This window comes from Stenotrophomonas sp. GD03930 (assembly GCF_029839665.1).
In the GTDB taxonomy this organism is placed as follows: Bacteria; Pseudomonadota; Gammaproteobacteria; order Xanthomonadales; family Xanthomonadaceae; genus Stenotrophomonas; species Stenotrophomonas forensis.
The window spans coordinates 1,971,381-1,985,236 of sequence record NZ_JAOCAV010000001.1; the positions used below are offsets into that span (position 1 = coordinate 1,971,381).

Genomic DNA, 13,856 nt, shown 5'->3' on the forward strand with positions numbered 1-13,856 from the left:
AGGTTTATCAAGGACTTAGGCGCGTCCATCATATGCCGGTGCTTTCCGAAACTTGACCCGGCTTCCGGTCGCGTGGCTCCCATGTGGCTCTTGGAAACCGAGGTTTCCGAGGAGTCATCATGGCAAGAATCAAACTCACCAAATCCGCTGTCGATGCCGCCAAGCCCCAGGCGCAGGCCATCGAACTGCGGGACACCGTGGTGCCCGGCTTCCTGTGCAAGATCACCCCGGCCGGCCGCAAGGTGTTCATGCTCCAGTACCGGACGAACGCCGGCGAGCGCCGCAAGCCGGCCCTGGGCCAGTACGGCGAACTGACCGTCGAGCAGGCCCGTGTCATGGCGCAGGAGTGGCTGGCCGAGGTGCGCCGGGGCGGCGACCCCAGCGCGGCTAAGGCCGCCGCCCGCAAGGCACAGACCATGAAGGAGTATTGCCACACCTTCATGGAGGACTACTCCAAGCAGCGCAACAAGCCCAGCACGCAGCGCGGCTATCAGGGCGTCATCGACCGCTGCATCATCCCGATCATGGGGCGGATGAAGGTGCAGGACGTGAAGCGCCCGGACGTGGCCGCGCTGATGAAGAAGCTGGCCCACAAGCCGGCCGAGGCCAACCGCACCTTCGGCGTGCTGCGCAAGATGTTCAACCTGGCCGAAGTGTGGGGGCTGCGTCCGGACGGCACAAACCCGTGCCGCCACGTCCCGATGTTTCCGCCCGGCAAGGAAACCCGGCTCATCGTGGACGATGAACTGGTGCGGATCTTCCGTCACCTGGAGCACTTGGAAGCCGAGGGACTGGAGAACTACGTCATCCCGCTGGCGATCCGCCTGCAATTCGAGTTTGCCGCCCGCCGCTCCGAAATCTGCCCGCTCGAATGGGGCTGGGTTGATCTGGAAAAGCGCCGCGTCGTCTGGCCCGACAGCAAGACCGGCGGCATTTCCAAACCCATGAGCGAGGAAGCCTATCGGCTGCTTTCGACGGCGCCGCGCCGGGAGGGCTCCCCCTACGTCCTGCCGTCGCCCAACGACCCGGCCCGGCATCTGACGCATGGCGAACACTATGGCGGCTGGAAGCGCGTGCTCAAGGCCGCCGGCGTGCCGCATGTCGGCACGCACGGCATCCGCCATCGAGCGACGACCGACATTGCCAACTCAGGCGTGCCAACCAAAGTGGGCATGAAGCTCACAGGTCACAAGACCGTTGCGATGTTTATGCACTACGTACATACCGAGGACAAGCCGGTGCGAGATGCCGCCGAGCTGGTGGCGAATCGGCGGCTGGCGATTACCGGGGCGTCCCGTTCTGTGGAGGTGACAGCATGACAAGGAAGACGCCCGCAGCAGTGGGGAATCCGCCGCCTTACCGGGGCTGGATATGCTGGCATCCAGGGCGGCATCGTGGAACTGCTGGATGCCGCGCGCCAAGCAGCGGCGGGCAGTGTCAATGCGCTGATGACGACCAGCTATTGGGAGATTGGCCGCCGGATCGTGCAAGCCGAGCAGAAAGGCAGGCGGCGGGCTGGTTACGGCGAGCAGTTGATGGCGCGGTTGTCCGCCGGTCTGACGGCGCGCTTTGGGCGCGGGTTCAGCCCGGACAACCTGGAAAACATGCGGCGCTTCTTTGCCGCTTACCCCCTTGAGGCAATTTCCGAGACGCTGTCTCGGAAATTTGACCTCTCCGAACTGGCCCTGGTCTTCAGGTTGCTGTGGTCGGCCTATGTCCGGCTGCTGGCGGTCAAGGATGACCATACCCGTCGGTTTTACGAGGCCGAGGCGCCGCGCGGTGCGCGGTGCGCCAGCTCGAAGGCAGATCGGCAGCCACTTCTATGAGCGCACCGCCAAAGCCTGACGATGCAATCAAGAGCTCGTATGAGTTGGAGTCACTGAACCGCAAGGACGAATATTCGGAATCTGATATTAAACAGCAGTCGACCAGCGGATGGTGGATTTCTCCCGGAGCTTGGCAAAGGCTGCACCTTTGCCGACGACAGCGTCGATTGCGTATCGGCCGGACATGGTGCCGGGTGGGTCTCTACCGGCACCACTCGATCAAACCCTTCTTTACCCAGAAGTGACAGGAACATGCCCGATGCTGGTGGATGGAGGGCGACATGGTTGGTCGCCCCCAGAAGTCTGTTTCGACAGACCACCGGGGTCGTCGATCCGGGTTAAGGGAAAGTGATATCTGCACGCCACAACCGCCGGGGCAGCTCATGCAAGCCCACTTCTTGACGCCGGTGTCGATGACCAGCCACAGCTCTCCCGGCGGCACGGCATTATTGCCCGGATGCTGCGCGACCGGGTAAACGAGCAGGTTGTACTGCAGCCACCCGAGCCGGCGCAGCGCTCGCGCGATAAGTCGCTTCATGGTCATCCGATCACCCCAAGAAATGGGTTGACATCGCCGCGTCCCCAGCTCGCCTGGCTGGCACAAACCGGGCAAGACGCCAAGGGTCGGCAGGTCATGGTGCGATCCTCTACGCGGTCAAAGCGGCGAATCCTGTTGTGCGACATGCCCGCAGGACCGCGAAAACCGGTCAGTCCCTGAATGAGTTCATCGACGGCCGCGCAGGCGATGGCCGTAGTGAACGTGACCACCGCAGGCGCCGGGTCGCCGCCGCCGTCCACATAGGCTTCCGCCTTACGCCGCTCGAACTCGGCCGGGTCGCTGCGCCGGAGTCCTTCGGCCGCAGCGCGGCGCGGATCGGCTACTCCCAGACACATGAGACAAGGTTTGCCGGGCCCAATCGTCGACACGCGCCCCGTCATGTCGAAGTCCGCGCCGCTGCGTGCCGCGCGCATGCGCAGGCCCACATCGATCAGCGGGATGCCGTAGTAGTGCGCCAGGCGGTTGAGCGTCAGCCGCCCCTGATGGTCGTCGGTACAGCCGAAAAGCACGTCGCAGGAGCGCAGCAGATCGCGCAGATCAGGATGGCCGACCCACTCCTCTTTGGTGACGACCTGGGTGCCGAGACCCGCGGCGCGAATCTCGCGCGCGAGGATGTCCACCTTGGCCAAGCCGGCGTCCACATCTGCGGTGCGCGAGCCATGCACGCGGTTGAGATTGGTGACATCAATGGTGTCTTTGTCCATCAGCCCCAGAAAGCCGACGCCCAGCCGCGCCAATAGCATCGCGACAGCACTGCCCGTGCCGCCGCCCCCTACGACACCCACCCGCAGCCCGCGCACGACTGGATTGAACCCTTGGCCGAAGAGCGCGGCCTGCCGCGCCAGGAATTGATCTTCGTCAGCCGCAGCCACCTTGCGCGCGATCTTGATCTGGCTTCCTACCAGCGAGATCGAGGATGCCATGACCGTCTTGCCGGGGGCAGTCCAGAGCCTGCCCGCGATGGCGTCATCGCGGCCGAACACCATGCTGGCTAGGCCGGAAACGCCCTTGTTGAATGTCGTCCGGGCCAGCTCCGACTCGTTTCGGTCATCCTGGTCGGAGAAGAACGCTGCCGCGTTCGGATGCGTGTGTACCAGGCCCGCAACCAAGCCCCGTTCTTTCGCGATGCCGAGAATGCGCATGAAGCCTCGGGTGGACCATGTGACATGGACAGGCGATGCGGAGACCATTTCATCGGCCGCGACGGGGATGACTTCGTGCGAGATCAATCTGGTGCGAGGCACTCCCGACCAGGGGTCTGCCGAGATGTCAGCCTTGCCGAACAGCACGTAGGCGGACGCCTCGGCACCGTTTTCCCTTTGCAGCAGCAAGCGCAGGGCCGCCTCGTGCGGCTCCAGCAGGACGATGTCCAGAGCGGCCGGCGACATCACTTCGCCTCCGCCAGGGCGTGCTCGATGCGCTTGAGCATAGTGTGCAGGCCGTCGATGCCCGGGCGCCACGCTGTGTTGTGGCGCGACCAGCGCTGCCAGCTGCGGCCCTGGAACGCGTGGGCCTGGTCAGCGCAGGTCGGGTAGCGCCCAACGCTTTGCAGCGTCAGCCACGGGTCGCAATAGAACATGTCCGGCGCAACATCGGGATAGCCCGGCGGCAGGAGAACGAGCACATCGGCCGTGGCGTGGTTGAGCTTTCCGGAGGGCAGCGGCAACTGCTTGAAGATGACGCCCGTGTGCGCACCGTCGCTCACCATCTCGAAAGCCACGCCATGGCTGCTCAGATAGCGCTGGTCCGCTTCGGGCAGCGTGAGCAGCCCCTCAGTGGTGTCACGGATCAGCGTGATGAAGCGCTCGATGCCCGGCTTACCCAGATCGATCAGGTCACCGTCGCGGATCAGAATGTCCTGGCCCCCGCCACGCACTTCGAGATAGACGTCGTAGGTCTCTGGTGGGACACCGGCCAGCGCCTTGAGCACGCGGCCGCTGATGCTGGGCTTGCCCCACTCCAGTTGCCGGTCATCGATCGTGAACTTGAACGCGCGATCAGTCTGGAAGATGACGAAACGTTCCGCACCGCGGCCGCGCAGATCGTAGGTTTCGTCCAGACGCAGGTCCTCGAACTCGCCAGAGGTCAAAATCGCATAAATGCTGTACTCATCGGCCGGGCGCGATCCGGCGGCCTGAAGGATCTGGCGCCCGGTCGGCACCGGATCGGAGAGATCGACGTGACGTTCGTGGAGCTGGTCGTCCAGGACGACGATCCGGTAGAGCGCCGCTGGCCGCAGGCTGCGGCCTTCGCGGATCGCCGCAGCAACATCTTCGACATCGAAGCGGTCATCACCGCTGGTGGTCTGGGTTTGCATTTGATTGCCTCATAGGGAGAGCCGTCATCTGCGGGATTGCAGGTTTTCTAGCCCCTTACTTGGTCAATCGCAGCCCAGCGGCAGACCGGAAAGGTCGATCAAAGTTTTTCTTGTACCCACCCCCCTCCGGGCAACTCGCCGCAGAGGAAGAAGTGCGGGCAGCGCGGACAGCTACGAGCCTCGGGCTTAGAGGGGAACTGCCCGGCCTGCATTGCCTGAAGAAAGGTCTGCAGCTTCTCGCGCCTGGATTCCAGCTTGCGCGACGTGATTTCCATCGGCTGGATGGTTTCGCTGGTAAGGTAGGTCACCTCGACCTGCGCATGTGGTCCATAAGCCTGGACGGCGGCGAGTTGGAGAATTGTGTACTCAATATCATCGAAGGCGTTCGAGCGCTGCTTGCCCGTCATGACGCGCCGCACCGTGACCCGGCCACCGGCTCCGTGAGCTACACCATCCGGGGTTACGAGGATCTCGCCCTCGGCCCAACCCAGCGAGATCGGTGGCGCCGGCGCGGCCACGTCACGATTCCGGCTCTCGATGAGGAAATCGACGAGCCGCTTGCCGATGCGGCGGTAGTCCTCCGCATATCCATGCTCTGTCGCACCCTTGGAGCACCAGGCCTCCTCGAAGCATGCAGCCAGCTCGTCGACCGTGGGACTTGTCGTCTCGTGCTCCCGTTTCAACCAATCGAACACGTCGCTCACGACGTTGTGCATCTTCATGAATGCGGTTTCAGTTCGTCGACCTCCAAGCCTCAGCACGTGCGTGTACAAGAAGCGGCGCGGGCACCGCTCGAAGAGGTTGACCTGGATGTCGGTCCATTGGGGACGCCCTTGCCATGTGATGGCGAGCGGGGTGCCCGTCGATGTCGAGCCGGCTTGCAACGGCACCGGTACCGGACGAACAAGGAGTCGGTCGATCGGGGCGATAAACTTGGAGGCGCTACGCGTACGACCATCTGCCTGCCTGGCGTAGGCATACAGCTGCAGCCTATCGCGCGCTCGCGAAAGCGCTACGAAGAACAAGCACTCTTCTTCCTCGTCGTGGCCGGCCTTCACCGCCTCGATGCCGGTCAGTCCCTCCGAACCATGGATCAGACCGTCCGGAGGAAGACAACGCGGCGGCACGTTGTTGCGCGGTAGGCCGGACGTTACCATGCCAGGTAAATGAACGACATCGAACTCCAGCCCCTTGCTTCCGTGGATGGTCATCAAGCGCACTGCTTCGATGTTCTCGGCACTGCGGGGCAACTGGCTCAATCCACGATCCTCAGAGAGCAGAACTAACCGCCTGACGCGATCAAGCAGGCGAACCACTGGCATGCCTTGGCCTCTTGGCTGCCGGCGACAGAAGTTCAAGAACTGCCAGACAGCCAGACTTTGCATGCGACTCTGCGGATCACCAGCCAAATAAAGCGTCTTCGCGAGTCCGAGACCATCGATCGTCCATCCAGCAAGTAAGAGCCAGGGGTCAGTCGATGCGTTCACACCTGCAAAGAGCGCGGACAGGCGAGATAGCGCTTCTCGACTGCCGTCTGTCAGGCCATCCACTCCGGCGTGTATTGCCAACCAATCCAGCGAAGCTGGATTCGTCGTCCGCAGCGGCTCAATGACCCGCATGACATCCTTCAAGGGCATTTGGTGCCGAGCCATGGTTGCCACGCGCACCATCGCGGCCGCCCGCGGGTCGGTCGCCAGCGAGAGCAAGGCCAGCAGATCCTTGATTTCCGGCCTCTCGAACAAGCTGCCCAAGTGCAGCGCGGGAATGCCCCGGGCCTCAAGACCTTCTGCAATGGCGTTCAGGCGCGCATTGGACGCGCACAGCACCGCCTGGCCACCATAGGCAATGCCCTGCTCGTGCAGGGCCGTGATCGACGCGGCAAGCGCGGAGATTTCATCGTCAGCCGACCCGGCAACGCGAAGCTCAACCCGTTCTCCTGTGGAGCCGCGGTCGGCCAGCAGGTTCAGCGGCAACGCACCGGCGGATGCTTGCATGCCGCGCGCGAACTCGGTGAACACATCGACGATCCGTTCGTCGGAGCGATAGTTGACGCCCAGCTGTGCGGCCTGCGCGCCGGGGAAGTCGATCGCAAAGCGCGCGATGTTCGTCGCAGAGGCGCCGCGGAAGCGGTAGATGGATTGGCGTGCATCGCCGACAACCCACAGGTTGCGGCCGTCGCTGACGATGGCCTTCAGGAGCCGGACCGAGGCGCGGTTGACATCTTGGTATTCATCTACCAGTACATGCTCATGGCGAGCACGCAGGGCATCCCTTACCTCGGCGCTGCCCTCGACAAGACGAACCGGCAGCGCGACCAGGTCACCGAAGTCCAGCAGCTGGCGCGCGGTCAGCAGCCGTTCGTACGCCTCGAAGAGCGTGGCGACCTCCAGGCACTTCTGCGCACGAACCTTCGCGTCCTGGTCGGTCCCTGCTCGATCCGCCATCGACTGCGAGAGGGCGCGATAGCCTGCTGCATCGACAACCTCATCCTTGGCGCGCGAGATCGCGCTCAGCATGTCGCTTAAATCCAGGGCCGGGTCCCAGAGGTTGCGATAGTGCTTCAGGTCGAGCCGCGGAAACTCGTCCTCCAGGAGTTCAATGGCCTCCGTCCGGTCGATCAATCGTGGGTCCGGCGGCAGCGCCAGTCGGTCGTGAAAGCGGCGAACGATGTCCAGCCCGAATGCGTGGAATGTGCCGATCCACATCGCCGCCGCCGCGACAGGATTGCTCGCGGCAATCCTCTCGCACAGTTCATTGGCCGCCTTGTTGGAGAAGGTGAGTACCAGGATCGTGGTGGGATCGACGCCGTCCGCAAGCAACCCTTCGATGCGACGAACAAGCGTCCGCGTCTTGCCCGTACCCGGCCCTGCCTGCAGCTGAAACGCCAAGCCACGATGTGCTGCCGCCTGAGCCTGCGTGGGGTCTGGGGTGAGCGGAGCTGCCACGGCGCCGGCGCCTACGGGGTTCGGCTCTTCGGCCGCTGGCAGCAGCAGTGCATCAAGCAACTGTTGCTGCACCACAGCGAGCGGCGCGCCGAAGCGCATCGCGATCGCGTCGGATGTCAGTCCTTCGTTGACATGCAACTCGCGCAACACAGGACGCGGCAGCAGGAACTCGCGCGCGAAGAGGTCCATCTTCACTTCACGTCGCTCACGCGCCCCGTAGTCAAGGACACGATCGACGCCCACCGGTGCGTCTTCCAGCGATCGGTCGGGCTCGACATCCACCGTCACCACATCGAGCGTGCCACCTTCCAGCACGACATGGCCGAGTTCGTGTGCAATCAAAAACGCGCGCTCGAAGTCTGATCCACGATCCTCGTAGAGGATGCCTCCAGCCTGACAGTCGAACGTGGCTTTGCCTCCCTTAAGCTGTGGGTCTCCTTCTCGCAGCGCGTACACATCCAAGCCGCGATTTGAGGCTTCCTGAAGCGCAAACACTAAAGGCCGGGTCGGATCTCCGCCGGCCGCGACGTTCGCACGGTGCAGGCGTTCTGCTTCCAGTCGAGCGGCCTCGGTGGCGTCCATCGTTCAGTCCGACAGTGCCTTTAGCGTCGCCTGCTGCTCCGGCGTGAGTTGTGAAGTCGCGACAGCTTGGTCGAACGTGATCTGCTCGCCCACACTCGGCTTCACATTTGACCGAAAAGCGTGTCCGGAAACCATGCCCGGTGGCCCCTGCAGGTATGCGTTCACAGATTGAACGGTGACACCCAGTTCTGACGCAAGCTTCTCGACGAATCGGGCAGGAATGGTGGCAGTACGAATGGCCCGATCGCGCACCCGCATGAGGAAGAGGTTACTGACGTCCAGGCTGCGTGCGAGCGACTTGAAGCTGCTCGTATTGAGCTTGGTGAACGGATTCGCAACCTCCGCATCGGGCTGCTGGACAGCCCGCTCGAATCGCTGCCAGGCCTTATCAATCGCGCTGTCCGGCACTTCGGTCGCCGGAACATCGCCTTCTGGCGCCTCATAAAGCAGATCGATCGAACAGTCGATCAGCGCGGTCGCATGCTGCGGGTACTCCCTAATGTAGCGTTCAAGCGTTTCCCGGCCATGGTTGGGCTCCATGGAGAACGCCATCAGCACAGATTCCTCGTCTGCAGCGAAAGGCTTTGACGTACTCATGCGTCCTCCTGCAGAACAGACCTGAGGGTCTTGTAGGCACGGTCGCGGCGATTGCGCACGGTTCTCTCATCGCACTGGAGCATCTTCGCGATAGTCATGATGTTCGGGTCCTTCGAGTCGATCTGGAAGCCTTGCCGTAGCAAGCCAACGACCCGCCTCTGATCGTCTGGTAATGCGTCAATCGCAGCGTCCAACTCCAACCGGAAAGCCGGGTCGTCAATTTTTTGAGGGTCGCCTCCGAGGAAGTCGGCCGCTGCTGCCTCGACCTCCGGTGAAATGTCCTGACCCTCATCGTCATCCGTGGACAGCGGCACTGTAAGGACCGAGGCCGGACCAATCTGCCTCAGCACGGTCTTGCGGAACCGGGCGAATGCTAGGTCGAACCGCACTTCAAAGAAATCCAGCATAGCGAAGCGGCCGCTGCAGTCCTTGGCAATTCGCTCAGCGAATCGGCTCATGACCTCTTCTCTGATGTCTTGTGCCCCGGCCATACGAGAGTCCGGGATCGATGCAAACAGAGACTGCCCGACGCGCTTCATGAGCAGTCCGAAAAGCTGCTTGAACTCGTCCTTTGCGCCTGTCGCATGGGCGCGCCGCAGGAAATATGTCAGTGCTTCCGACGGCACATAGCCGTCGCTCTTCCTCGACGCGACGGTGAAGGCCTGCAGGCGTGTCGCGGCATCGATCGACTCCAGCCTCTGCAAACAGGCGTCGATCTCCGGGGGTCGCGCGAACGGCTCCCCGTTTTTATCCTTGCTTCTCAAGGGTTTCGGCATCGATCTTCTCCTTGCCCGTCAGCCCGCTCTATACATGCGTTCTCTTTTCCACCGTCACCGAACACGAATCGGCAAGGACACCTGCGGCTGGATCGGCACGAGGGTTTTGGCATAGGCACGCAAGATGTCGTTGTAGAGATCAGCATGCTTCGGGGCCTCGACCGAGAGGATCAGTGCATAGCGGATCTTCTCGGCACCAGTGGTGGCCCGGCCGCCGCCGTCGCGGGCGTTGTAGTGAATGTCGAAAACGGGGTTCTTGAGGCTGGAGCCGCGGAAGGTCTTGGCTCCGTGCAGCACAGTTTCCCATTTGCCCTGATCCGAACGCCGCTCCTGCTCGGTGGCGAACTTCTTCAAGTCGAAGAAGCCCTTGGTATCCGCGTTGCTCTTGCCATCCTTGATCTTCTCGTCGTTGGGCCGGAAGACGACTTCGAGGCCGGCCTTGGTGTAGGCCGCGGCATCCTGCGGATCGGTGGGTGAGGCATAGCAGAACGTCGCCTTCAGACGCACATTGCCGAGCAGTCCTTCCTTGGGCAGCGGCAGGCTGGCACGCAAGTACTTACTGGGCTTGAGCTCGCCCTGGTAGACCACGCGGGCCACACCATCCGGGCAGGTGATAATGTCGAGGGTGTCCTCAGGAATCTTGCCCCAACCCACTTCGACCGGATCATGCTCGCCAGGATCGGCCGCGTGAACCAGAAGGGCCTTGATGGCGAGTGGCGTCAGATCTCCGCCCAGGATCGCGCGTACGCCGACCGCGCTACGCAGCAGGTACGGAGCCGCGAAGCTGGTACCCAACTGCGGCGTCAGCACCGGCTTCACGTTCGGCGCCAACACATGAAAGTATTTGGCTGCTGGGTTGCCACCGAACGCCATCAGGTCTGGCTTGATAACCCCGGGGCTGCGGCCCGGCCCGATCGCGCTGTAGGGCGCGCGTGCCCAGCCAGCATCGGTGTCGTCGGCCGCGCCGACCGCGAGCGCATTCACGCAATCCGATGGAACCTGTACGCGGTTGTAGCCGAGCTCGCGGTCCCGGTCTCCGTTATTGCCAACGGCCACCGTCATGAGCGTGTCGCCGTCGCTGAGCAACTCGTCGATAACGGACGTCCAAGCGTGAACTTCCCGGTCCTCCACTTCGAGATCTGGGCCCAGGCTCAGGTTGATGAACTCGTAGGACCTCGACAGCAGAACCTGCTCGATGAGACCGAGTGTGCGATACAACTCCAATGGATCTTCGCCGCCCGCCTCCTGGTCCAGCACGCGCAGATGGTCCACCGGGGCGAACGGCCTGCCGGCCGTACCGTTGGGCTGGATCGGACCGAACAGCACGGCCGAGGTCACGCCCAAGCCATGCTCCGGGCCGTCCGGATCATCGTCGGCGTCTTCGTCGAGCTTGCGGTACGAGCGCAGCCAGGGGCCGATCGGATGGTGCTTAGGCAGGCCACCGTCCAGGATGGCGACACGAGGTTCGGATGAAAGGGCCTGTTCGGTGGGGAGGCTGCATCCCACTGAGGGCCCACCACTGCGTTGCAAGGGACGGATACCACGCAGCTTTGGCACGGGACGGATCACCCGCACGAAGGCGAAGCTGGCCAACCGCTCAATGTCGCGCGGCTTGCCCTCGACCGGCACGAACCACAGATTGCCGGCGATGAAATCGACTTCACTGTGGACCTTCACGCCTTCCTGCTGCGCGAACTTCACGAAAGCCTTCTGGATTAGGCCCGGGTCTTCATCCGGTAGCAGATGTAGGCCTACTTCGAAAAAGCGATCCTTCGGGCCGCCGAGGCCCACGATTCGCTCTGCTGGCGCAAAGGCGGCAAACTGTTCGATGTGGGCAAGATCTTCGCCCTCGTCGGATTCCGCCTCAATGGTTTGCGTCCATCGGGAGAGGTTGCGGAAAGCCTGGCGCTTGCCGGCGACAAACAGTTCGGTCGTTGTGGTTTCATGCGGCTGCCCCTTGCGGGTCCAGGCCTGCGGCTTGACCTTGACGGTACGGCTCCCGATGGACTCCAGTCCCGTACTACGCAGCAGTCCTGTCGGAAAATACGAGCGCGCAATGAAGCTGGGATTCATCATCAGCCGGGCTACCGCGAAGTCGCCCGGGCAAGCGTCAGCAGATAGCTCGTCCAGCGCCTTGCTTGCACTGCGGAACTGAGGAACCATTCGCTCCCTCGCCTGCGCGAACGTGTAGACCTCGGCCTTGCCTGGCATGCGCTTCGGACCGACGATGTCATGGGTCAGCAGCTCGCCACGACCGATCAGGAAATTGGTTTGGCTCATGCGTCAGCCTTTCTCCGTTGTGCGGCCTTTCGTACCGCAGACGTCTCATTGGTGTACTTTCGGATCGTGTCCCGGCTCACCCCGGTGATGTCGGAAACAGTGTGCTGGGACAGGCGGGTCTGCTTGGCCAGCATCACCGCCAGATCGATGCGGCCCTGCCTATCGAGCGCCAACGCACGCGCCTTCATGAAGTCTTCGACCAGATCAGCGTCGGTGGTCGTGCCCAGCGCCACGGCACGCCGGAAGCGCTGCACGTCGCGCTCGATGTCGCTGAACGAATGGCCGGCGAATGCAAACACCAGGATGTCGATCCAACGGGCAAAAAGGGCGTAGTCCGGCCCCAGGAATCGCTTGATGGCTTCCTTGACTGCCTGTTCATCGGGCGTCTTGAACTGGACTACCAGGTCGAAGCGTCGCCACAGCGCCGGATCGATCAGTTCCGGGTGGTTGGTGGCCGCCAGCAATACACTGCTGGCAGGCCATTCGTCGACTTCTTGCAGGATCACCGTGACCAGGCGCTTGAGTTCGCCTACGTCGCTGTCATCGCTGCGTCGCTTGGCGATAGCGTCGATTTCGTCCAGCAGCAGCACGCAAGGCTCGCGTTTGGCGAAATCGATGGCCGCCCGCAGATTGGTGCCGCTCTTGCCTAGCAGGCTGCTCATCACGGCTGTCAGGTCGAGCACGTACAGCGGCACCTTCAATTGCGCGGCCAGCCAGCGGGCCGTGAGTGTCTTGCCGACCCCGGGCGGCCCCACAAAGATGGCCGAGCGGGTCGGCGTCAGCCCCATGGCCTGAAGTCGATCGCTCTGCCGGCGCTCGGCGATGAGTTGCCCCAGTGAATCCTCGACATCGCCGGACAGCAGCGGCGCATCTGTCGTCGGTTCGTCCTTGAACACCTTCAGGAGAGAGAGACGGGATTCGTCGTCAACCGGCAAGGCGTGGGCCGTTGGCGGCTGAGGCGACAGCTTGCGCATGGGAGAGACACTGCGTACTGGCTTCGACTTCAGGAACAGTTCGAGCTGCTCGGCCAAGTCGGGCGCCGTCCCTCGGTACTTGCGGACTAGCCGCGCCGTGAACAGGCGCACATCCTCACTCTGCTCGGCCAAAGCCAGGCGGACCATCTGGGCTAAATCTGACTGCTCTTCTCTCATTTCGCCCGCAACCTCGATAACTAATTGATTTATATTGAAAAATAAAAATTCTTCAATGGACTAAAGTAATTATCTCATAAAGCGAGGTCAAGTGGTAAGAGAGGCTGCGGCAGTGGCGGTCACAGCGCCGTCGTCGACTGGCAGGTTTGCCGTCTAGCGTGATCTGCGATTCCACGCCCAGAAGCGCCTGAGCGCCTATGCGCGCCTGGTCGGGCGGGGTGTCGTATGACCGGCCATCAGGGCTTGAGCAAGTCCGGCGGGCAGTCGGCGAACGCCGGCTGGGCCTTGCCCATCGGAATGGTGATGGCTTCATCGCCGCTGAGGATGGCCATCATCATGGCGATCATGGTCCTCAGGCCGTTCGAGTTACGCAGCACCTCCAGGCCAGATGCATGGGGAGCCGTCGAAATCGGCGCCGTCGAGCAGTTCGTTGAACCGTTCGTGCAAGGCCTCCGAGCGCTGGAACATGTGTTCCAGGGGATCGTTGGAATCGGCGTGTTCTGTCTCGGGCATAGCGTCATCGTAAAGGCCACTTTGCGTTCGGGCGTCCCCGGCCATCTGAGCAATGGCCGGTCGCGCTGTCGTGCGCGTAGCGCATCGAGCCTCGCTGCGCGAGTCTCGCCCCTATCTGGCGTCCATCGTTCCCTCGCTCCGCTCGGCTGACGCCTTCGGCCCGGCTTCCAGCTTCGGGCCTGCGCGCTTCGCTTGCGTGCGGTCGGCATACAGGGATGGCCGTTGCCTTGTCCAGCCGTCTCCCCTGACTTCATCACCTTACCCGCGACCGTAGCCCGCTCCCGTGTGCCGTCAAGGCGCGCAGGGCCGT

Annotated in this window: 9 protein-coding genes; 2 read left to right on the top strand and 7 right to left on the bottom strand. The window is 62.8% G+C overall.

The annotated features are described in order from the left end of the window. Positions 1-119: 119 nt before the first annotated feature. Positions 120-1,319: a site-specific integrase gene (locus tag N5C18_RS08880; RefSeq protein WP_021156366.1), complete on the top strand. Its 1,200-nt coding sequence runs from the start codon at positions 120-122 to the stop codon at positions 1,317-1,319. A gap of 75 nt (positions 1,320-1,394) precedes the next feature. Further along, complete coding sequence (locus N5C18_RS08885) at positions 1,395-1,826, top strand: DUF1016 N-terminal domain-containing protein (protein ID WP_021156365.1); 432 nt, start codon at positions 1,395-1,397, stop codon at positions 1,824-1,826. Between the two features lie 540 nt (positions 1,827-2,366). On the opposite strand, the gene N5C18_RS08890 is transcribed toward N5C18_RS08885, so the two are convergent. The 7 genes from N5C18_RS08890 to N5C18_RS08920 all read right to left on the bottom strand — a co-directional run bounded on the left by N5C18_RS08890 (position 2,367) and on the right by N5C18_RS08920 (position 13,003). Beyond that, positions 2,367-3,773 carry a ThiF family adenylyltransferase gene (locus tag N5C18_RS08890; protein ID WP_019183999.1) on the bottom strand — a complete coding sequence of 469 codons (1,407 nt, stop codon included), beginning with the start codon at positions 3,771-3,773 and terminating at the stop codon, positions 2,367-2,369. Further along, positions 3,773-4,702, bottom strand: a complete 930-nt coding sequence (locus tag N5C18_RS08895) for a multiubiquitin domain-containing protein (RefSeq protein ID WP_021156364.1) — start codon at positions 4,700-4,702, stop codon at positions 3,773-3,775. The genes N5C18_RS08890 and N5C18_RS08895 overlap by 1 nt, the downstream gene beginning before the upstream one ends. A 98-nt stretch (positions 4,703-4,800) precedes the next feature. Beyond that, positions 4,801-8,229 carry a UvrD-helicase domain-containing protein gene (locus tag N5C18_RS08900; RefSeq protein ID WP_021156363.1) on the bottom strand — a complete coding sequence of 1,143 codons (3,429 nt, stop codon included), beginning with the start codon at positions 8,227-8,229 and terminating at the stop codon, positions 4,801-4,803. 3 nt (positions 8,230-8,232) lie between these two features. Continuing rightward, positions 8,233-8,826, bottom strand: coding sequence for a hypothetical protein (locus tag N5C18_RS08905; RefSeq protein WP_023082436.1), 594 nt, complete (start codon positions 8,824-8,826; stop codon positions 8,233-8,235). Continuing rightward, positions 8,823-9,602 carry an RNA polymerase subunit sigma-24 gene (locus N5C18_RS08910; protein ID WP_019184003.1) on the bottom strand — a complete coding sequence of 260 codons (780 nt, stop codon included), beginning with the start codon at positions 9,600-9,602 and terminating at the stop codon, positions 8,823-8,825. Before N5C18_RS08910 ends, N5C18_RS08905 begins: the two co-directional genes overlap by 4 nt. A gap of 54 nt (positions 9,603-9,656) precedes the next feature. Further along, entirely contained in the window at positions 9,657-11,882 is a 2,226-nt protein-coding gene (locus N5C18_RS08915; RefSeq protein WP_023082437.1) for a S8 family peptidase, read from the bottom strand. Next, positions 11,879-13,003 (bottom strand): ATP-binding protein, encoded by a 1,125-nt coding sequence (locus N5C18_RS08920; RefSeq protein WP_023980278.1) that lies wholly within the window; start codon positions 13,001-13,003, stop codon positions 11,879-11,881. Before N5C18_RS08920 ends, N5C18_RS08915 begins: the two co-directional genes overlap by 4 nt. Positions 13,004-13,856: the final 853 nt, after the last annotated feature.

Excerpts from the sequence above, each read along its gene's own strand:
- N5C18_RS08880 (WP_021156366.1), top strand. The coding sequence starts at position 120 with ATGGCAAGAATCAAACTCACCAAATCCGCTGTCGATGCCGCCAAGCCC.
- N5C18_RS08890 (WP_019183999.1), bottom strand. The coding sequence starts at position 3,773 with ATGTCGCCGGCCGCTCTGGACATCGTCCTGCTGGAGCCGCACGAGGCG.
- N5C18_RS08895 (WP_021156364.1), bottom strand. The coding sequence starts at position 4,702 with ATGCAAACCCAGACCACCAGCGGTGATGACCGCTTCGATGTCGAAGAT.
- N5C18_RS08900 (WP_021156363.1), bottom strand. The coding sequence starts at position 8,229 with ATGGACGCCACCGAGGCCGCTCGACTGGAAGCAGAACGCCTGCACCGT.
- N5C18_RS08905 (WP_023082436.1), bottom strand. The coding sequence starts at position 8,826 with ATGAGTACGTCAAAGCCTTTCGCTGCAGACGAGGAATCTGTGCTGATG.
- N5C18_RS08910 (WP_019184003.1), bottom strand. The coding sequence starts at position 9,602 with ATGCCGAAACCCTTGAGAAGCAAGGATAAAAACGGGGAGCCGTTCGCG.
- N5C18_RS08915 (WP_023082437.1), bottom strand. The coding sequence starts at position 11,882 with ATGAGCCAAACCAATTTCCTGATCGGTCGTGGCGAGCTGCTGACCCAT.
- N5C18_RS08920 (WP_023980278.1), bottom strand. The coding sequence starts at position 13,003 with ATGGTCCGCCTGGCTTTGGCCGAGCAGAGTGAGGATGTGCGCCTGTTC.